Raw genomic sequence first — 18,376 nt, forward strand, 5'->3', positions numbered from 1 at the left:
CGGCTCGCCGCGCATTCCTCAATTGATCATGCGCGTGGTGGCGCCGGTGTCGCCGGTCACGCTCGCGCTCTTGGGGGAAATCCATTCTGGAACCTTCGTCAGCGCGACGGCGACGAAGGCGACGAGGCCGACCGCCCATATGACGATCTTGCCGTAATTGGTCCCGCCATGAACGTTCAACGCCATTGTTCCCTCCGATGGTTTTTGCTTGTTTCTCTCAGGGCCGATGGCTCGGCCATGCTGACGATGGCGAGGCCGCCGCGGCCGAGAAACAGCCAATTTGCGGAAGGGCGCGGGTCCAACGCGCGCTCGGCGTCAGAGCAGCGTTTCGGTCCAGCGAACGCGGCCGTGGACGCGCAGACGCTCGGCGTCGGCGCGCTCCAGCCTCTCGGGCTCGTAGCAGGCGCGATTGTCGGAGATCAGCGTGATCGCGCCGTCGACATTGCGGCGCACGCGCCGGATCAGCGGGCCATCGTCGAGCGAGACGAGATAGACGGCGTCGCCGATAATGTCGCGCTGCGAGCGGTCGATCAGCACGATCGCTCCATCCTCTATCGTCGGGCGCATGGAATCGCCGCGCGCGCGCAAAAATTCGAGCGCCTCGCTCTCGGTTCCGAGACGTCGCAGCAGAGCGCGCGGAAAGGCGAGCCGCTCGCCGCCGGCGATTTCGCCCTCTAGCTCCTCGCCGATTCGCAGCGGCGGGATTTGCGCCATATCCGGGCCGAGCGGAATCGCCGGCGGCGCGCCGGCCTCGAATATGGGAGCGCCGCGATCGAGCACCAGCCAGTCGAGCGAGACCCCCGTCACCTCGGCGATGCGGCCGAGCTTCTCGGCCGAGGCTTCGGTCTCCCCATTGAGATAGCGGCTGTAAGTGGAGGAAGTGACGCCCGCGTCTCGCAAAATCTTCGCCGGGCCGCCCGCGACCTCGACGGCCTGCCCCAATCTATGCGCGAGGCCGGATCTATCGAATACGGGATATTTCTTCGTTTCCGGCACACAGTCTCTCATATATGCTTGACAGGGGCGCGCGGATGCGGGATTTTCGGCGCAGAGTTCGTTTCCGTTTACGGTTAACACGCCGGATGTGGCGTGTCACCGCGTGGCTTGTTGCGCCCATGATTTGCAGTTGGAGAGACTTCATCCGCCCAGCCTCCGCATGTGATGCGGAATTGTCTGGACGCTGGAACCGTCGCATCGCCGCCGGAAAAGGCTTCGCTTTCGGCAATGACAATGTGGCAAGGAAGACGTCGGGAGCCGCGTGCTACGGCGGAGCGGAGGGGATATCGGGCGAACGGCAGTTCGCGCTCGCTTTGTCTCTGGCGAGAATGCTATCGGCGACGCGCGCACAGCTCGCTATCGCTTTGCGAGACCTATCCCTCGCGCGACTGGGACGCGAGCGACCGGACGCGCTTTTCTCGCATGTGGTCGAGCGCAATGTCGACGACGCCATCTACGCAATAGGGCGGGATGGGCCGACGATGATCGACGAGACTGTGCGGCGCGCCGTCGACGACATAGTGCGCGAAGCCGCGCTCGGAACCGGTGCTCCTTACTTCGCCGATTAGAGCGGCGCCGTTCGAAGTGGCCGCCGGCTCGGCGTTGGAGTCGCGTCGCAACAAGAGGCCGGAATCTTTCCGTGTTTCACGGAAAGATTCCGGCGGTCTGCCTCCTCGGAACTGAAGAGATTTTAAAAGAGCGAGCCTAAAGGCTCGCTTCTCGAGACACGTCAATTCATCTGACGCAGACCATGAGAGCTTTTCCGGCCGAAGTGACGACCTTTTCAGTCGAGGCGTTTGGCCGCCGCCGTCAGCTTCTCGATGCGCTCGCGCGTCTCCTCGAGGCGCTCGCGGTTTTCCTCCACCACCTCGTCCGGCGCGCGGGCGATGAAATCGGCGTTGCCGAGCTTGGCCTCGATCTTCTTCGCCTCGCCTTCGAGCTTGGCGGTCTCCTTGGCGAGACGCGCCTTCTCCGCCGCGAAATCGATGACGCCTTCCAGCGGTATGGCGCCGAGAACGCCGCGCACGATCAATTGCGCGCTGCTCTTGGGCGCAGCGTCCGCAAAGCCGATCTGCGACAGGCGCGCGAGCTTGCGCAAAGTCTCGTCCCAGCGCGTCACGCGGGCTCGGCTCTCGGCGTCGGCGCCGACGAGCGTGAGCGGCACTTCCGCGCCGGCGGGCAGATTCATCTCCGAGCGCACGGAGCGCACTTCGGAGACGAGATCAACGATCCAGCCGATTTCCGCCTCCGCGGCGGCGTCCTCGAGGCCGGAAAGATCGGGCCATTGCGCCAGCGCCAGCGGCGTTTCCCGCGCGGGGCCTTCGAAACCTTTGACGCCCCACAGCTCCTCGGTGATGAAGGGCATGAAGGGATGCAGCAGCGCGTAAGTCTGATCGAGAATGAACGCCGTGGTGGCGCGCGTCTCGTCCTTGGCGGCGCCGTCCTCGCCTTGCAGCAGGGGCTTGGCGAGTTCCAGATACCAATCGCAGAACACGTTCCAGACGAAGCGATAGGCCGCGCCCGCCGCATCGTTGAAGCGATAGGCCTCGATCGCGCCGGCGACATCGGCGAAAGCGCGCGCGGCCTCGCTGACGATCCAGCGATTGAGCGTGATCTGATTATTCTTCGGATCGAATCCAGCGACGCGCGCGCAGCCGTTGATCTCGGCGAAGCGCGAGGCGTTCCACAGCTTGGTCGCGAAATTGCGGTAGCCTTCGACGCGCTGCGTCGAGAGCTTTATGTCGCGCCCTTGCGCCGCCATGGCCGCGAGGGTGAAGCGCAGCGCATCGGCGCCATATTCATTGATGAGGTGCAGCGGGTCGATGACATTGCCCTTCGACTTCGACATTTTCGCGCCCTTCTCGTCACGGACGAGGGCGTGAATGTAGACGTCGTGGAAGGGGACCTCCTTTTTGAAATAGAGGCCCATCATCATCATGCGGGCGACCCAGAAGAAGATGATGTCGAAGCCCGTCACCAGAACATCGGTCGGATAATAGCGATCGAGCTCCTTCGTCTCGTCGGGCCAGCCGAGCGTCGAGAAGGGCCAGAGCGCGGAAGAGAACCAAGTGTCGAGCACGTCCTCGTCGCGCCAGATTGTCACAATGTTATTGTCGAATTGAACTGCCATCGCATCTAGCCAGTTGCTTTCGACTCTGACGGCGCAACCATAGTAATCTGTTGCCGCTGCGATAGCGTCAATCTCGGATGTTTCAACGAAAGTTTTGAGTTTTTCCGCCGTTGTCATGGAGTTGGAATCGAAATTATTCAGCGGCTCAATTGTGCCGTCTATGTTTTTTCTGGGTCCATACCAGGCCGGTATGCGATGGCCCCACCACAGCTGGCGCGACACGCACCAGGGCTGGATGTTCTCGAGCCAATCGAAATAGGTCTTCTCCCAATTCTTCGGCACGAAATTGGTGCGGCCCTCGCGCACCGCGGCGAGAGCCGGCTGCGCCAGAGTCTTGGCGTCGACATACCATTGGTCGGTGAGACGCGGCTCCAGCACGGCGCCGGAGCGATCGCCATGCGGCACCATATGCTTATGGTCCGACACTTCGGCGAGCAGCTCATGCTCCTCCATCATCGCCACCACGCGCGCGCGGGCGGCGTTGCGATCGAGGCCGTGCAGAGCGGCGACTGTCATGTCGAGCTCGGGAGAGGGCGCGACATGCTCGAAGAAATCCGCATTGTCCTTCAGCGTCACGGCGCCTTCGGCGTCGAGCACATTGATGAGGCGCAGACCGTGCCGGCGGCCGACCTCGAAATCGTTGAAGTCATGCGCGGGGGTGATCTTCACCGCGCCCGTGCCCTTCTCGGGATCGGAATATTCATCGGCCACGATGGGAATGAGGCGCCCGACCAAAGGCAGGCGCACATTCTTGCCGACGAGCTTGGTGTAGCGCTCATCCTCGGGATGCACGGCCACGGCCGTGTCGCCGAGCATGGTCTCGGGGCGCGTCGTCGCCACGGTGATGAACTCGCCGGTCGGCTGGCCGTCGTGATAGACCACCGGATATTTGAAGTGCCACAAATGGCCCTTCACCTCGATCTGCTGCACCTCGAGATCGGAGATGGCGGTCAGCAGCTTCGGGTCCCAATTGACGAGGCGCTTATCCTTATAGAGGAGCCCATCGCGGTAGAGCTGCACGAAGACCTTCACCACGGCGCGGGAAAGCCCCTCGTCCAGGGTGAAGCGCTCGCGCGACCAATCGCAGGAGGCGCCGAGCCGCTTCAATTGCTCGACAATGACGCCGCCCGATTCCGCCTTCCAGGCCCATACCTCTTCCAGAAATTTGGCGCGGCCCAATTCGCGGCGATGCTGCTGGCGCTCCATCAGCCGGCGCTCGACCACCATCTGCGTCGCTATGCCTGCATGGTCGGTGCCCGGCTGCCACAGAACGTCGTCGCCGCGCATGCGATGATAGCGCGCGAGAATATCCTGCAGCGTATTATTGAGCGCATGGCCCATATGCAGCGAACCGGTGACGTTCGGCGGCGGAATGACGATGGAAAAAGGCTTCGCGCCGGCGCGCTCCGGCCGGCCGGCGCGAAAGGCGCCCGCCTCTTCCCAGAGCTCGCGCATCCGCGCTTCGATGGTCGAGGGGTCGAAGGTCTTTTCCATGGGCATGGGGGAAGCTCGGAACTACTCCCTCTCCCCGTTCACGGGGAGAGGGTTGGGGTGAGGGGCCGGGGCGCGAGGCGGATTGGTCGAAAGAGCGAGGGCTCGGAGTGGGAGCGGCATTGCCGCTCCAATTCCCCGAGCCCCTCACTCAGACCCTCTCCCCGCGCGCGGTGAGAGGGAGATCAGACCAGCGCCTTCAGCGCGCTGCGGCCGGCGTAGATGGCCGCCGGTCCCAGCTCCTCCTCGATGCGGATGAGCTGATTATACTTCGCGACTCTGTCCGAGCGCGCCAGCGAGCCGGTCTTGATCTGCCCGCTATTGGTGGCGACGGCGATATCGGCGATGGTCGAATCTTCCGTCTCGCCGGAGCGATGCGAGATCACCGTCGTATAGGCGGCGCGATGCGCCATCTCGACGGCGGCGAGCGTCTCGGTCAGCGTGCCGATCTGATTGACCTTCACCAGCAGCGAATTGGCGACGTCCTCGTCGATGCCGCGCGCCAGGCGCTCGACATTGGTGACGAACACATCGTCGCCGACGAGCTGGATCTTGTCGCCGAGCGTGTCGGTGAGGAGGCGCCAGCCTTCCCAATCGTCCTCGGCCATGCCGTCCTCGATCGTGACGATCGGATAGGCCTCGGCGAGCTTGGCGAGATAGGCGACCTGCTCCTCTATGGTGCGCGTGACCTTCTCGCCCTCATAGACATATTTGCCGTTCTTGAAGAACTCGGTCGAGGCGACGTCGGCGCCGAGATAGATGTCCTCGCCCGGCACGAAGCCGGCGGTCACGATCGCCTCGACGATGATGTCGAGCGCCGCCTCGGCGGAGGGGAGATTGGGGGCAAAGCCCCCTTCGTCGCCCACCGAGGTGGAGAGGCCGGCCTTCTTCAGCGCGGCTTTCAGCGTGTGGAACACTTCCGCGCCCCAGCGGATCGCCTCGCGCACGGTGGGCGCGCCGACCGGCAGGATCATGAATTCCTGAAAGTCGATCGGATTGTCGGCGTGGGCGCCGCCATTGATGATGTTCATCATTGGCACCGGCAGCACGCGCGCCTGCACGCCGCCGATATAACGGTAGAGCGGCAGCGAGGAGGCGTCGGCGGCGGCCTTGGCGACGGCCAGCGAGACGCCCAGAATGGCGTTGGCGCCGAGGCGCGACTTGTTCGGCGTGTCGTCGAGCTCGATCAGCGCCTCGTCGACCGCCACCTGATCCTCGGCCTCGAAGCCGACGAGCTCGCCTGCTATGTCCTCATTGACGCTCTGCACGGCGTCCAGCACGCCCTTGCCGAGATAGCGGGTCTTGTCGCCGTCGCGCTTCTCCACCGCCTCATGGGCGCCGGTGGAGGCGCCCGACGGCACGGCGGCGCGGCCGAAGGAGCCGTCCTCCAGCACGACCTCGACCTCGACCGTGGGATTGCCGCGCGAATCGAGTATCTCGCGAGCGTGAATATCGATGATTTCGGTCATATCGGGGCCTCTTTGGAGCGTCTGGCTGCGCGGTTGCGCGCGTTGTAGACCGAACCGCGCCGGGACGAAAGCCTCGAAAACCGGCGAAAGGCCGGTTCCCTGTTGCGTTTCCGGCGCTATTTCGGCGGCGCGCCGGCGAAACGCTCGAGATCGAAGGCCTCGACGTCGCGCAGCAGCTCGACGAAGGCGGTCGCCCAATAATCGGCCGCGGCCTCGCCCTTGGCGGCGCTGGCCGCTGCGGCGTCGCCGATCGCCCCTTCCTTGGAGAGGTCCTGCGTCTTCCAGCCGAAGCCGATCGGCCGATCGGCGCGCAACCAGGTGAAATCGCGCTCGAAATCGGCGCTGGCGGAGCGAAAATGCCGCGCCCGCGCCATATCGACGAAATCCGGCGCGAGCGCGAGCATCAGCGAGGTCTCGATCTCTCCGCCATGGATGCCGAGGCGGATCTCCTCCTCGCCGAACAGGCCGTCCGGATAGCCGAAGCGATGCCAGGAGCAGGCGACGGCGAGCAGCTCGTGGCGAATGCGCAGCTCCAGCGCCGCCTGGGAGATCAGCGCCGAGTTGCCCCCATGCGAATTGAGGAGTACGAGCTTGCGGCAGCCGGCGCGGGCGACGCCTTCGCCGATCTCGCAGAGAAGGCGCAGCGCCGTTTCATGCGAGAGGCTGAGCGTGCCGGGAAAATCGCCATGCTCGATGGAGACGCCGATCGCCTGCAATGGCAGGAACAGCGCGTCGAGATCGTCCGGCAGGCGGTCGACCACACGCTCGATCATGCCGCGCATGATCTGCGAATCGACGCCGACCGGCAGATGCGGCCCATGCTGCTCGACGGCGGCGATGGGCAGCACGGCAATGACGCGCTCCATCTCGAGGTCGCGATAGTCGATGGTGGCGAGGTCGATCCAATAGCGGGACGGGAGCATGGCGGAGAGGGTAGACCTTTCGGACGGGGATCGCCATAGCTCGGCGCGTCCTTCTCCCGTTTACGGGAGAAGGTGGCCCGACGAAGTCGGGTCGGATGAGGGTCCCTCGGCGTTGGCGTGCGGTTCGGATCGTCGATTGGAGCCCGTTCGGCCCTCATCCGACCCTGCTTCGCAGGGCCACCTTCTCCCACGAGTGGGAGAAGGGAGAACCCGTAGATTGTAGAAAACTGGTGAGGCAATCGATGACGAAACGCTTCGCAGCACAGATCGCGGCTTTGGCTTTCTTCCTCTGCGCCCTTCCGGCCTTCGCGCTGGACAAGGTCTCCTTCGCCACCAATTGGCGGGCGCAGGCCGAGCATGGCGGCTTTTATCAAGCCCTCGTCGATGGCACTTACGCCAAATACGGCCTGGACGTCACAATATTGCAGGGCGGTCCGCAGTCCAACGCCCGGCTGCTGCTCGCCGCCGGCCGCGTCGATTTCTGCATGGGCGCCAATCTCAACCAGACCTTCTCGGCCGTGCAGCAGAAGGCGCCCATCGTCGCCGTCGCTTCCATGTTCCAGAAGGACCCGATCATCTTCATGTCGCATCCGGGCGAGGGTTTCGATCGTTTCGAGGATCTGCCCAAGGCGACGGCCTTCATCGGCAATGACAATCTCGTCTCGGTCTATCAATGGCTGAAACAGGCCTATGGCTTCAAGGAAGAGAAGATCAAGCCCTACACTTTCAACTCGGCGCCCTTTCTCGCCGACAAGAAATCGATTCAGCAGGGCTATCTGACCTCGGAGCCTTTCGAGATCGCGCGACAGGGCGGCTTCACGCCCAATGTCTTCCTGCTCGCCGATTACGGCTATGACAGCTATTCGACGACGATCGAGACGCGCAAGGAGACGATCGAGACCAAGGCCGATCTCGTGCAGCGCTTCGTCGACGCGTCGATCATCGGCTGGTATCATTACATCTACGGCGACAATAGCGCCGCCAACGCCGCCATCCGCAAGGACAATCCCGAAATGTCCGAGGGCCAGCTCGCTTATTCCGTCGAGAAGCTGAAAGAGCGTGGCATCGTCGACTCCGGCGATTCGCTCAGCCTCGGCATTGGCGCGATGACCGACGCGCGCCTGCGCAGCTTCTTCGACAAAATGGCCAAGGCCGGCGTCTTCCCCGCCGATCTTCCTATCGCCCAGGGCTATACGACGCGCTTCGTGAACAAGAAGGTCGGGCTGGAGCTGCGACCTTCGCACGCTATGGGGGCGCAGTGACGGTGGGCGTCGCGGAGCCTCTGGTCTCGCTGCGCGGGATCGGCAAAAGCTTCGCCAATGGCGTCGCGGCGCTCGAGAATTTCCATCTCGACCTTCGCGACGGCGAGTTTCTGACCTTGCTCGGCCCGTCGGGCTGCGGCAAATCCACGGCGCTGCGGCTCATCGCCGGCCTCGCGACGCCGAGCGCCGGCGTCATCGATTGGCGTGACTCGGCCGCGGCGCACAACATCGGCTTCGTGTTTCAGGAGGCGACGCTGCTGCCCTGGGCCGATGTCTTCGCCAATGTCTATCTGCCGCTGCGCCTCGCCGGCAAGACGCGCGAGGCCGCGGCTCCGCTGGTGCGCGAGACGCTGGCGCTCGTCGGTCTCGCCGATTACGAGACGGCGCTGCCGCGCCAGCTCTCCGGCGGCATGAAGATGCGCGTCGCCATCGCCCGCGCGCTGGTCACGCGGCCCAGACTATTGTTGATGGACGAGCCCTTTGCCGCGCTCGACGAGGTAACGCGCTTTCGCCTCGGCGACGATCTTCTCGCGATGAAGCAAAGGCTCGATACGACGATCGTCTTCGTCACCCATTCCATTTACGAGAGCGTCTATCTCTCGACGCGCATACTGGCGCTTTCCGCGCGCGGTGGCGCGATCGTCGATGCGATCGACATAGATGCGGCGATCGCGCGCGACGAAGAATTCCGCACCAGTTCCGAGTTTGCGCAATATTGCCGGCGCGCCTCCGCCGCTCTCCGCTGCGCCTATGGGGAGGAATTGCGATGAGCGGCGCACGCGCCAAAAAGACGCCCTTGCTGCGCGATGCGATATTGCCGCTCGTCGTGCTGGCCTGCGCGCTCGCCGCCTGGGAAGCGGCGGTCTATCTTTGGGATATTCCATCCTATGTGCTGCCGGCGCCGAGCCTCATCGCAGCGACGCTGGTGAAGGACCGTGCGATTCTCTTCGCCTCGCTCATCGTCACGCTGACGACGGCGCTGGAGGCGCTGGCGCTGGCGACGATCGGCGGCGTCGCCCTGGCTCTGCTCATCTCGCGCTCGCGCTTGATGGAGCGCGCTCTCATGCCTTTCGCCATCGTGCTGCAGGTGACGCCTATCATCGCCATAGCGCCGCTGCTGTTGGTCTATCTCGCCCCCGCCGAGGCGGTGCTGGTCTGCGCCTTTCTCGTCGCCTTCTTCCCCATTCTCGCCAATACCTCGCTCGGCCTCGCCTCGGTCGATCGCTCATTGGTCGAGCTTTTCGATCTCTATCGCGCCTCGCCCTGGCAAAAGTTCGTCCTTCTGCGCGCGCCGGCGGCGCTGCCGCAATTTTTCGCCGGGCTGCGCATCGGCGGCGGCCTCGCGCTCATCGGCGCCATAGCGGCGGAGCTCGCGGCCGGCGCCGCGGGGCAGGGGGCGGGCCTCGCCTTCCGCATTTCGGAGGCGGGCTACCGGCTCGACATTCCGCGCATGTTCGCGGCGCTGGCGCTGGTGTCACTGGCGGGAATCGTCATTTACGCGGGGCTGACGGCGCTGTCGCGCCTCGCCCTCTCACGCTGGCACGAGAGCGCGCGCGGATTGGACGATTAGCGCACCCTCATCGCCCGGCGCCCACCTGGGCGCAGCGCGCATCGGCGGTCTTGAAATAAGGCGGATCGCAGGGCGCGAAGTCTTCCGGGCACATTTTCTCGCAGAATTGCACGGGGACGACGTAGGTCTGAGCCGGCTGCGGCTGGCGGGGAGGGCGCTCGGCGGCCTGCGCCGCGCCGAGGGCGCCGAACAGAGCCGCGACCAAAGCAATCGAAGCGCGCATTATGATTCCTCCGAAGTCTGGAGCGAATCAGCGATCTCTGCGCGCTTCGCCCACCGCGTCGACCCCATATATATCGTTGCGGAAATGGACTGTGCCATTCGCAGAAGCCCATCCGGTCATATACACCCACACCACCGGCACGGGCTTGGGCAGATTCACGTCCTGGCGCTCGCCGCCGATCTTGGCCATGATCGCGGCCTTGTCCCATTGTCCGCCCGGCGCGCCGCCGACGCCCTCCAGCAGCCAGGCCGCGAGGTCATAGACGCCTTCGACGCGCACGCAGCCATGCGAGAGAAAGCGATAATCGCTCGCAAAGAGCCGCTTGCTCGGCGTGTCATGCATATAGACGGCGTGCTTATTGGGCATTGCGATGCGGATCGAGCCGAGCGAGTTCTGCGCGCCGCTGTCCTGGCGCAGCGTGTAATTGACGGCGCGCTCGCTGGCCCAATTGATCGATTTCGGCTCCACCTCGGTCCCGCGATTGTCGAAGACGCGAATGCGCGCCTTGGCGAGATAGGACGGGTCCTTCTGCATCTTGGGCATGATCTCGTTCTTGATGATCGAGACCGGGACCGTCCATGTGGGATTGAGATTGACCGCGCCGATTTTCGCCTCGACCTCGGGCGAAGGATGCTCGACATCGCCGACGATCGCCGTATAGCGCCGCGCGACATGGCCGTTCTCCACGGCGTCGACGGCGGCGGAGGGGATGTTGACGACGATATAGCGCGGGCCGAAGGGGAAATCATTGCCGGCGAGCCGCTGCGCCGAGGAGGCGAGCTGGCGGAAGCGCACCGAGGCCGGAATATCCAGCTCGCGCAGCGTCGCGCCGGCGACCACGCCGGTCTGCCTCAGCCCCATGCGGAATTGAAAATGTTTCACCGCTTGCGTGAGGCCCGCGTCCCAGGCCTCGCCGCCGGCGGCCTCGGCCGGCAGATCGCCCTCGGCGGCGAGACGCTTGCGCAGCGCCGCCACCGCCTTGCCGCGCGCGCCGGGCTGGAGCGTCGTTCCGACCTTCGGCCAGCCGCCGGCGTCGGCGATCGCCGCATAGCGTTCGGAGGCGAGCGAGGTGGCGAAAAAGGTCTCGGGCTGCAGCGCCGGCGTCGGATCGTCGGAGAGCGCCATCTCGCGCGGCGGCGCGGGCTTGGGCTTTGGTTTCGGCTTGGGGGCGGCCGCCGTTCGCGGCGCCGCCGTCGTCGGCGCGGCGCCGCCGGGCTCGGCGGGGGCCGCAGCGGGAGCCGGCGCGGGCGCGGCGGGTTGCGATGTCGCGGCCGGCGCCGGGGCGGGCGCCGCGGCGGCGGTCGGCTCCGCGGCCGTCTGCGCCAGCGCGGGAAGGATAGGCGCGGCGAGCGAGGCGGCGGCCGCCAAAGTCGTGAAAGCGAGACGAAGCTGTCGAATCCGTAACTTGTGTCGCATGTCGTTCCGCGCCAGAATCGCGCCCGAAAGTCGCCGATGCATTGCTTTATCGGAGCTTTTCCGCCTTGCGAGGCCCGCGGTCAACCCGCCGGGCGCCCCCGCGGCGATATTCCGCGAAAGGATTTTCGAAAGATGCGGCGTTTTTTCCGTCTTTTTCTCGCGGCCATCGGGATTGTTCTCGCGGTCTGCCGCGGCGCTTCCGCCGCGCCCGCCCTCGAAGCGAGCGATGTCGCGGAGCTCGTCGATCCGATCATGACGGAATGGATCGACCATGGCGGCGCCGGCGCCGTGGTCGTGGTGGTCGATCGCGACCGCACGATCTTCGCCAAGGGCTATGGCCTCGCCGACAAGGACACGAACCGTCCCTTCACAGCCGGTCGAACGCTCGTTCGACCGGGGTCGATCTCCAAGCTCTTCACCGGAATTGCGGCGATGCAGCTCGTCGACGAAGGCAGGCTCGATCTCGACCGCGACGTCTCCGACTATGTCGGCTTCGCGATCCCGACGCCGCCCGGCGGCCACCCCGTGACCTTGCGCCTTCTGCTGACGCATCGCGCCGGTTTCGAGGAACATTTCAAGGATCTCTTCTCCCGCGCGAGCGAGCCCATGCCGCTCGCCGCCTGGGTCGCGAAATCGCTTCCGCCGCGCATCTTCCCCAATGGCGATGTGACCGCCTATTCGAATTACGGCATGGCGCTCGCCGGCTATGTCGTCGAGCGCGTCTCCGGAGAGAGCTTTCCCACTTATGTCGAGCGTCACATTCTCACGCCGCTGCGCATGGAGCGCGCCACCTTCCGTCAGCCTCTGCCAGAATCGCTCGCGCCGCTGATGGCGAAGGGCTATCGCGGCCTCGGCTGGCCGCCGCTCGATTATTTCGAGACCATAGCCGCGGCCCCGGCCGGCGCCCTCGCCGCGACGGGCGAGGATATGGGCCGTTTCATGCGCGCGATTCTGAATGGCGGCGAGCTCGACGGCGCGCGGATTCTCCCCTCCGCGCGGCTGGAGCAGATGCTGACGCGGGATGCGCCGGGCGGCGAGCTCGGGCTCGTCTTCATCATGCGCCGGCTCGGCGGAGCCGAAGCCGTCGGCCATGGCGGCGGCACGCAGGCATTCTTCAGCGATCTGGAGCTGTTTCGCGAGAGCGGCGTCGGCGTCTTCGTCTCGCGCGACGGCTTCAGCGATCAGCAATCGCCGCCGGATGTCGCGCAAGCCTTGGCGAAGCGTCTCGCGCCGGAGGAGGCGCCCGCGGCCGCGGCGCCCGCTGATCCCCGGCTGGCGGGCGTCTATCGGGGAAGTCGGCGGGCGGAGACCAATTTCATGAGCGTCATGGCCTTGGCGTCGCAGCAGCTCATTCGGGTCGAGCCCGATGGCGGGCTGAGGTTTCTGCCGGCTCTCTGGCCCTTCGGCGCCGGTCGCGCGATGAAGCCTGTCGGCGCCGATGTCTATGAGGGGCCGGGCGGCTGGCGCTTTTCCGCCGTTCTCGGCGCCGAGCCCTATCTCGACGGCGGCGGGCAGCGGCTCATGCGCGCGCCCTGGGCGATCGACGCCCGCTGGCTCGTCCCCGCCTTCGCGGCCAGCGTCGCCTTTGCGCTGTTCTCGCTGCTCGCATGGCCCGTCGCCGCGCTCTGGCGGCGCTGGCGCAAGCGAGCGTCCGACCTGCCGCCCGCGGATCGCCGATGGCTCGTCATCGTCAGGCTCGCGGTTCTCGCCGATCTCCTCGTGATCGCGGCCCTAGCGACGCTCGCCGCGCGCAACGACGCCAGCCTCTTGAACGATGCGTTAGATCCGGCGCTGATCGCGATCTATGCGCTGGCCTGGCTCGGCGCGCCGGGGGGCGGGGTCGCGCTCTTCGTCGCCGTCGACTTCTGGCGCCGGCGCGTCGGCGGGAGATGGACGCGCCTCCATCAGAGCGCGCTGGCGGCGAGCGGGCTCGTCATCGGCTATGTCTTTCTCGTCTTCCACATTGCCGGAACGACGCTGAATTATTGAGCGGAGGTTCGACCCGTCATGCGGCGGAGCAGAGCGGCGGCGGCCTCCAATTGACGGTCCGCTCCGGCCGAATAGGGGAGGTCGTAAGGAGACGCCAGCGTCGGCTCGACGCCGACTCCCTCCAGCGTGGCGCCATCGACCTCGACTGTCTGCACTGCGAGCAGCAGCAGACTGTCGTCGTCGAGCAGAAAAGCTTGGCCACCCGCCACGGCGCCGGCGGTGCGGCTTCCGACGAGCGGCACGCCGTTGGCGGCCAGCGAGTGAGCCAAGACCTCGGTTCCGCTGCGCGTGCGATGGTTCACGATCGCGACCATCGGCCTGCCACAACGTCCCAAGCGGCTCGACCGCCGTCGTCCGTCGCGCGAGGTGGTGACGAATTCGGGGGCCTTGCCGAGGAATGTGTTGACGGCGTCGGGGCGCGCGCCGCCCCAGCGGCAGCGCAGATCGAGGATGAGGCCGTCGGCCGAGGCCAGAGGCTCTTGCGAGAGCGATCTGTCCACCTGATTTCGGATCGCCTCGGAATGATAGGCCCACATGCGAAGATAGGCGAAGCGCCTGCCTTCACTCTCGACGACTCGCGCGCTCTTGCGCACGCTCGCGAGAAGAACGTCCGACGGCCGCAGCGACGCGACCTTGACGGAAATCTCGACGAGCGGCGCATCCTTTCGCCTGCGGACGGAGACGATCCTCTCGGCTCCGAGCGGGCCGCTCATCGGGTCGTTCGGGCGAAACGGCTTCCCGTCGAGGCCGACGATCTCGTCGCCGGCGAGAAAACCCGCCGCCTCGGCGGGCGTGTCGGCATAGACGGCGGTCACGAAGCTCGCGGAGCCGAAAGTCTCGGTCGCGATGCCGACGCCGGCATAAGCAACCGCGCCGTCCGGCGGAAAGGCCGCGGCGAGCGTGCGCGGACCTCGCGGACGGTAGATGTCGAGATTTTCGTAGTAATCGAGGCTCGATGGCGCATAGCGCGCCGTGTGCGAGAGGCCGAGTGCCGCGAGGAAATCGTCGATGGCCCTCGTCGCCTCGGCCGGCGTCGCCGCCGCCTCGAGAGCGTGCCTATGCGTCGCCAGCGCCTCCTCGACTCGCGCGGGAAAAATGAAATTCGCCCTAGCGAGCTCGACGACCCGCGCGCAGACAGCCGCGGGCGCGTCCGCAGGCTGCGCTCGCCCGAGAGCGGAGCTCAGCGACGCCGCCGCCAGCGTTCCGGCGCCGCGAATGATCTGTCGACGGGTTTGCATAGCCCCCTCATTTTCAAAAAAGCGCTCGAATAAATCCGAGCGCGAACATGAGCGCGTGCTGTGTTCTATTTGCGGCGCCGCCCGCCGATGCGCGCCCCCTCTTCGCCCGCCCTCTTCGCCCGCCCCTTGCCTTTTCTCCCCGTCCCGCCCATACCGCGCCGCAGCGAGATCGCTCGAGGAAACGGGACGCCATGGGCTTCAAATGTGGAATCGTCGGCCTGCCGAATGTCGGCAAGTCGACCCTCTTCAACGCGCTGACGCAGACGGCGGCCGCGCAGGCGGCCAATTACCCCTTCTGCACGATCGAGCCCAATGTCGGCGACGTCGCCGTGCCCGATCCGCGCCTCGACAAGCTCTGCGAGATCGCCGGCTCCAAGCAGATCATCCCGACGCGCCTCACCTTCGTGGACATCGCCGGCCTCGTGCGCGGCGCCTCCAAGGGCGAGGGGCTCGGCAATCAGTTCTTGGCCAATATCCGCGAATGCGACGCTATCGCCCATGTGGTGCGCTGCTTCGAGGATGGCGACATCACCCATGTCGAGGGCGACGTCGATCCGATCCGCGACATTGAGACGATCGAGACCGAGCTGATGCTCGCCGATCTCGAGAGCCTGGAGAAGCGCGTGGTTCCGCTCGAGAAGAAGGCCAAGGGCGGCGACAAGGACGCCAAGGAGCTGCTCGATCTGATGCGCCGCTGCCTCGATCTGGTGCGCGACGGCCGCCCCGCCCGCCTCGTCGCGATCGCGCCGGAGGAGCGCGGCGCGCTCGCCGGTCTCGGCCTGCTGTCGTCCAAGCCCGTCCTCTATGTCTGCAATGTCGAGGAAGGCGCCGCCGCGGAGGGCAATTCCTTCTCGCAGAAGGTCGCCGCGCGGGCGCGCGAGGAGGGCGCGGCGAGCGTCGTCGTCTCGGCCAAGATCGAGAGCGAGATCGCCGTGCTGCCGGCCGAGGAGCAGAAGGACTATCTCGAGGCGGTGGGGCTCGAGGAGCCGGGCCTCAACCGCGTCATCCGCGCCGGCTATGCGCTGCTGCGCCTCGTCACCTACTTCACCGTGGGACCCAAGGAGGCGCGCGCCTGGACGATCGAGCAGGGCACGCGCGCGCCGCAGGCGGCGGCCGTCATCCATACGGATTTCGAGAAGGGTTTTATTCGCGCCGAGACGATCGCCTATGAGGATTATGTCGCGCTGCGCGGCGAGGCGGGCGCGCGGGAGGCGGGCAAGTTCCGGCTCGAGGGCAAGGACTATGTCGTCGCCGACGGCGACGTGCTGCATTTTCGATTCAATACCTGACGCGGGGGCGGCGCTCCTGAGGCGGGAGCGGCGCTGGCCGCGCTATTGATGCGCTTGTCGAGGGCGACTGTTGCTCGACACTTTTGCAAAGGCGCCGGGGCCACAGGCGCTATCGCACGCTCTGACCCGCCATGCCTCTGGCCATGCGCCGCCGCCGCCTTATCTCTCCCGATTCGCAAGGTTCGCGGCAAGGGAGGGACGCATGAGCGATCGCGGCGTCATCGAGCAGAGGGGGAACGGCCGAGGCCAATTTCGAGGCCGCCCTTATGACATAGCCTGCCTGGTCCTCGGCGGGATCGTCTGCATCGCGCCTTGGCTTTTCGGCTATCATCACGACGTCACGGCGGCCGCGGCGAGCTGGATCGCCGGCAGCTTCATCGTCGTCGCGGCGGCGATCGCGCTCACCAGCTACACGCGGCTCTTCCGCGAGGTGAATGTCGTGCTCGGCGCGCTTACGGCTTTCGCGCCATGGCTGCTGCGCTTCGAGCACAATGTCCCCGCCGCCGTGGCTCTCGGCGCGCTGGGCGGGCTCGTCGCCTTTATCGCAGCCGCCGAGCTTTTGTTCTGGCCGGAGACGGATTCCGGCCTCTGAGCTATTTCGCCGGCGGCGTGCAGACCACCGAGCTCTCGTTCAGCACGAAGCAGATCGACATCTGCCCAGAGCGCAGATCGACGCGAAACACGCCGCCCTCACCCGTATGACGCGAGGCTATGAGGGCGTATTCGCTGAATTGTCCGGCCTTGGCGCCCTCGCCCGGCGGATAGCAGAGCGTGACGCCGATGGCGGCGCCTTCCTTCAGCCCATATTGGCAGGCCCCGACCTCGCCGCTGGCGCGGTCGAGCCGAAACACCCGGTTGAGATCTGTCTGCGGGGCGGCGAGAAATTCGTAATTGCCGGCGAGCGCCGCGCCGATCGACGTGAAGAAGATCGGCGCCGCCAGGGCGGCCCCGCGAGAGAGGAGACGAATGGCTGCGCGCAAGGTTACACTCCCTTCGACGAATCACCGGGCGCAGTCTACACGCCGATGCGGCAATCGCGAGACGGCGTCCGGCGCGGCCTCGCGGAGAAGGGCAGGGGGATGGTCGGCGCGCCGATTTTGGTCTTCGATCTCGACGGCACGCTCGCCGACACGGCCGGCGACCTCATCGCCACATTGGGGGTCCTGCTGGAGCGCGACGGCCGCGCGCCCGTGCCGCTCTCGGCCGTGCGCGCGCTGGCCGGCGCGGGGGCGCGGGCGATGATCGAGCGCGGCTTCGCCGCCACCGGGGCGCCGCTCGCGCCGGAGCGGGTGGAGGAGCTGTTTCCGGTCTTCATCGACCATTATCGCGAGCGAATCGCCGTCGAGACCCGGCTTTTCCCCGGGGCCGAGGCGGCGCTGGCGCGTTTCGCCGAGGCCGGCTTCACGCTGGCGGTCTGCACCAACAAATCCGAGGAGCTCGCCTTTCTGCTGCTCGAGCGCCTCGGCGTCGCCGAGCGATTCGCCGCGATCTGCGGCCGCGACACATTTCCAGTGCACAAGCCCGACCCCCGCGCGCTGACGCTGACGATCGACAAGGCCGGCGGAAGGGCCGATCGCGCGGTGATGATCGGCGATTCGCAAACCGACATAGCGACGGCCAAGAACGCCGGCGTGCCGGTGGTGGCCGTGGATTTCGGCTATACGGATATTGCGGTTTCGAGTTTCGGCCCGGACCGGGTGATCTCCCATTTCGACCAATTATGGCAGGCCGTGGCTTCGCTTCGGGCTCTAGAAGCCTCGACGTGCACAGAAGCCTCGCCCTGCACTTGACGGAATGCGCCGTCGTCTCTTAGAGACATAGTCGGCCACTAAGGCTTTCGGGCGGCTAGCTCAGCGGGAGAGCACTCCCTTCACACGGGAGGGGTCACAGGTTCAATCCCTGTGCCGCCCACCATTCCACCCAGTTTCGCTGAAATTCGTCGTCGATGCCGCGCTCGAGCCTATGGCGAAAGTCTTGCGCCGGCGCGATCACTGTGGCACAAGGCCGCCCAACGCTGCAGTAGCTCAGTGGTAGAGCACTCCCTTGGTAAGGGAGAGGTCGAGAGTTCAATCCTCTCTTGCAGCACCATCGCCTCTCCCCCTCGGCAATTTGCGACCACAGGCTCCGCGAGCCTCTTCGTGCGTCCAAAATTCGCGCAAAATGAGGATTTCGAAGCGGCCGTGGTGACCGAACCGCCCCGCCCAAACGCCGCAACTTCAATTCGTCATCGGGATGCCGAAAGATAGCTTCGCTTTTTCAATATGATATAAAATTGACGACGGTTTCGTGAAAAAAATCGAATGGACCTGTTGACAGTTTGGAGGGGGTGGCCCTATAAAGCGGCCATCGACGGCGGCGCTGCCAACGAGCAGCGAACGA

General features: G+C 65.8%; 17 protein-coding genes and 2 tRNA genes. 10 read left to right on the forward strand and 9 right to left on the reverse strand.

Annotated elements, in window-relative coordinates; all coding sequences use genetic code 11:
* Positions 1 to 18: 18 nt before the first annotated feature.
* The gene (locus tag KP010_RS10045; protein WP_018267973.1) at positions 19 to 186 is read right to left on the reverse strand and encodes a hypothetical protein; all 168 of its coding nucleotides are present in this window, start codon (positions 184 to 186) and stop codon (positions 19 to 21) included.
* A gap of 129 nt (positions 187 to 315) precedes the next feature.
* Positions 316 to 996, reverse strand: a complete 681-nt coding sequence (locus tag KP010_RS10050) for a LexA family transcriptional regulator (protein WP_246659981.1) — start codon at positions 994 to 996, stop codon at positions 316 to 318.
* Positions 997 to 1,115: 119 nt separating this feature from the next.
* Here KP010_RS10050 and KP010_RS10055 point away from each other — a divergent pair, with 119 nt between their 5' ends.
* Entirely contained in the window at positions 1,116 to 1,565 is a 450-nt protein-coding gene (locus tag KP010_RS10055; protein WP_185966594.1) for a hypothetical protein, read from the forward strand.
* 215 nt (positions 1,566 to 1,780) lie between these two features.
* Here the strand turns inward: KP010_RS10055 and KP010_RS10060 are convergent, their stop codons facing one another.
* The 3 genes from KP010_RS10060 to KP010_RS10070 form a co-directional block, all read right to left on the reverse strand.
* Positions 1,781 to 4,621, reverse strand: a complete 2,841-nt coding sequence (locus tag KP010_RS10060; RefSeq protein ID WP_142864281.1) for a valine--tRNA ligase — start codon at positions 4,619 to 4,621, stop codon at positions 1,781 to 1,783.
* A 182-nt stretch (positions 4,622 to 4,803) separates the two neighbouring features.
* Complete coding sequence (gene eno, locus KP010_RS10065) at positions 4,804 to 6,087, reverse strand: phosphopyruvate hydratase (protein ID WP_108918571.1); 1,284 nt, start codon at positions 6,085 to 6,087, stop codon at positions 4,804 to 4,806.
* A gap of 116 nt (positions 6,088 to 6,203) precedes the next feature.
* Entirely contained in the window at positions 6,204 to 7,010 is an 807-nt protein-coding gene (locus tag KP010_RS10070) for a creatininase family protein (RefSeq protein WP_142864277.1), read from the reverse strand.
* A 242-nt stretch (positions 7,011 to 7,252) separates the two neighbouring features.
* Between KP010_RS10070 and KP010_RS10075 the strand changes: the two genes are divergently transcribed.
* Genes KP010_RS10075 through KP010_RS10085 form a run of 3 tightly spaced genes read left to right on the forward strand, consistent with a single transcriptional unit; the run spans position 7,253 to position 9,842 of the window.
* On the forward strand, positions 7,253 to 8,272 hold the full coding sequence (locus KP010_RS10075; RefSeq protein WP_142864276.1) for an ABC transporter substrate-binding protein: 1,020 nt from the start codon (positions 7,253 to 7,255) through the stop codon (positions 8,270 to 8,272).
* Between the two features lie 2 nt (positions 8,273 to 8,274).
* A complete protein-coding gene (locus tag KP010_RS10080; protein ID WP_142864280.1) occupies positions 8,275 to 9,042 on the forward strand; it encodes an ABC transporter ATP-binding protein in 768 nt (255 codons plus the stop codon).
* Positions 9,039 to 9,842, forward strand: a complete 804-nt coding sequence (locus tag KP010_RS10085) for an ABC transporter permease (RefSeq protein ID WP_142864275.1) — start codon at positions 9,039 to 9,041, stop codon at positions 9,840 to 9,842. Before KP010_RS10080 ends, KP010_RS10085 begins: the two co-directional genes overlap by 4 nt.
* A 7-nt stretch (positions 9,843 to 9,849) precedes the next feature.
* On the opposite strand, the gene KP010_RS10090 is transcribed toward KP010_RS10085, so the two are convergent.
* Positions 9,850 to 10,065, reverse strand: a complete 216-nt coding sequence (locus KP010_RS10090; RefSeq protein ID WP_142864274.1) for a hypothetical protein — start codon at positions 10,063 to 10,065, stop codon at positions 9,850 to 9,852.
* Between the two features lie 27 nt (positions 10,066 to 10,092).
* Positions 10,093 to 11,481 (reverse strand): murein L,D-transpeptidase, encoded by a 1,389-nt coding sequence (locus tag KP010_RS10095; RefSeq protein WP_246659980.1) that lies wholly within the window; start codon positions 11,479 to 11,481, stop codon positions 10,093 to 10,095.
* A gap of 132 nt (positions 11,482 to 11,613) precedes the next feature.
* Between KP010_RS10095 and KP010_RS10100 the strand changes: the two genes are divergently transcribed.
* Positions 11,614 to 13,470 carry a serine hydrolase domain-containing protein gene (locus tag KP010_RS10100; protein ID WP_185966593.1) on the forward strand — a complete coding sequence of 619 codons (1,857 nt, stop codon included), beginning with the start codon at positions 11,614 to 11,616 and terminating at the stop codon, positions 13,468 to 13,470.
* On the opposite strand, the gene KP010_RS10105 is transcribed toward KP010_RS10100, so the two are convergent.
* A complete protein-coding gene (locus KP010_RS10105; RefSeq protein ID WP_166145992.1) occupies positions 13,464 to 14,708 on the reverse strand; it encodes a S41 family peptidase in 1,245 nt (414 codons plus the stop codon). The genes KP010_RS10100 and KP010_RS10105 overlap by 7 nt on opposite strands.
* A 191-nt stretch (positions 14,709 to 14,899) precedes the next feature.
* Here KP010_RS10105 and ychF point away from each other — a divergent pair, with 191 nt between their 5' ends.
* The gene (gene ychF / locus KP010_RS10110) at positions 14,900 to 15,997 is read left to right on the forward strand and encodes a redox-regulated ATPase YchF (RefSeq protein WP_142864270.1); all 1,098 of its coding nucleotides are present in this window, start codon (positions 14,900 to 14,902) and stop codon (positions 15,995 to 15,997) included.
* A 202-nt stretch (positions 15,998 to 16,199) separates the two neighbouring features.
* A complete protein-coding gene (locus tag KP010_RS10115) occupies positions 16,200 to 16,589 on the forward strand; it encodes a hypothetical protein (protein ID WP_108918630.1) in 390 nt (129 codons plus the stop codon).
* 1 nt (position 16,590) lies between these two features.
* On the opposite strand, the gene KP010_RS10120 is transcribed toward KP010_RS10115, so the two are convergent.
* Positions 16,591 to 16,938 (reverse strand): hypothetical protein, encoded by a 348-nt coding sequence (locus tag KP010_RS10120; protein WP_244594786.1) that lies wholly within the window; start codon positions 16,936 to 16,938, stop codon positions 16,591 to 16,593.
* A 138-nt stretch (positions 16,939 to 17,076) separates the two neighbouring features.
* Here KP010_RS10120 and KP010_RS10125 point away from each other — a divergent pair, with 138 nt between their 5' ends.
* The 3 genes from KP010_RS10125 to KP010_RS10135 all read left to right on the forward strand — a co-directional run bounded on the left by KP010_RS10125 (position 17,077) and on the right by KP010_RS10135 (position 18,085).
* Positions 17,077 to 17,787, forward strand: a complete 711-nt coding sequence (locus KP010_RS10125; RefSeq protein WP_142864269.1) for an HAD-IA family hydrolase — start codon at positions 17,077 to 17,079, stop codon at positions 17,785 to 17,787.
* Positions 17,788 to 17,836: 49 nt separating this feature from the next.
* Positions 17,837 to 17,911 (forward strand) — tRNA-Val (locus tag KP010_RS10130).
* 99 nt (positions 17,912 to 18,010) lie between these two features.
* Positions 18,011 to 18,085: transfer RNA gene (locus tag KP010_RS10135), tRNA-Thr, on the forward strand.
* The last annotated feature ends 291 nt before the right edge of the window (positions 18,086 to 18,376 follow it).

The sequence above is a fragment of the Methylosinus sp. KRF6 genome (genome assembly GCF_018887255.1).
GTDB lineage: Bacteria > Pseudomonadota > Alphaproteobacteria > Rhizobiales > Beijerinckiaceae > Methylosinus > Methylosinus sporium.

Bases quoted from the DNA above. Each gene is read 5' to 3' on its own strand.
- KP010_RS10045 (WP_018267973.1), bottom strand. From the start codon at position 186: ATGGCGTTGAACGTTCATGGCGGGACCAATTACGGCAAGATCGTCATA.
- KP010_RS10055 (WP_185966594.1), top strand. From the start codon at position 1,116: ATGATTTGCAGTTGGAGAGACTTCATCCGCCCAGCCTCCGCATGTGAT.
- KP010_RS10060 (WP_142864281.1), bottom strand. From the start codon at position 4,621: ATGGAAAAGACCTTCGACCCCTCGACCATCGAAGCGCGGATGCGCGAG.
- eno (WP_108918571.1), bottom strand. From the start codon at position 6,087: ATGACCGAAATCATCGATATTCACGCTCGCGAGATACTCGATTCGCGC.
- KP010_RS10070 (WP_142864277.1), bottom strand. From the start codon at position 7,010: ATGCTCCCGTCCCGCTATTGGATCGACCTCGCCACCATCGACTATCGC.
- KP010_RS10075 (WP_142864276.1), top strand. From the start codon at position 7,253: ATGACGAAACGCTTCGCAGCACAGATCGCGGCTTTGGCTTTCTTCCTC.
- KP010_RS10085 (WP_142864275.1), top strand. From the start codon at position 9,039: ATGAGCGGCGCACGCGCCAAAAAGACGCCCTTGCTGCGCGATGCGATA.
- KP010_RS10090 (WP_142864274.1), bottom strand. From the start codon at position 10,065: ATGCGCGCTTCGATTGCTTTGGTCGCGGCTCTGTTCGGCGCCCTCGGC.
- KP010_RS10095 (WP_246659980.1), bottom strand. From the start codon at position 11,481: ATGCGACACAAGTTACGGATTCGACAGCTTCGTCTCGCTTTCACGACT.
- KP010_RS10100 (WP_185966593.1), top strand. From the start codon at position 11,614: ATGCGGCGTTTTTTCCGTCTTTTTCTCGCGGCCATCGGGATTGTTCTC.
- KP010_RS10105 (WP_166145992.1), bottom strand. From the start codon at position 14,708: ATGCAAACCCGTCGACAGATCATTCGCGGCGCCGGAACGCTGGCGGCG.
- ychF (WP_142864270.1), top strand. From the start codon at position 14,900: ATGGGCTTCAAATGTGGAATCGTCGGCCTGCCGAATGTCGGCAAGTCG.
- KP010_RS10115 (WP_108918630.1), top strand. From the start codon at position 16,200: ATGAGCGATCGCGGCGTCATCGAGCAGAGGGGGAACGGCCGAGGCCAA.
- KP010_RS10125 (WP_142864269.1), top strand. From the start codon at position 17,077: ATGGTCGGCGCGCCGATTTTGGTCTTCGATCTCGACGGCACGCTCGCC.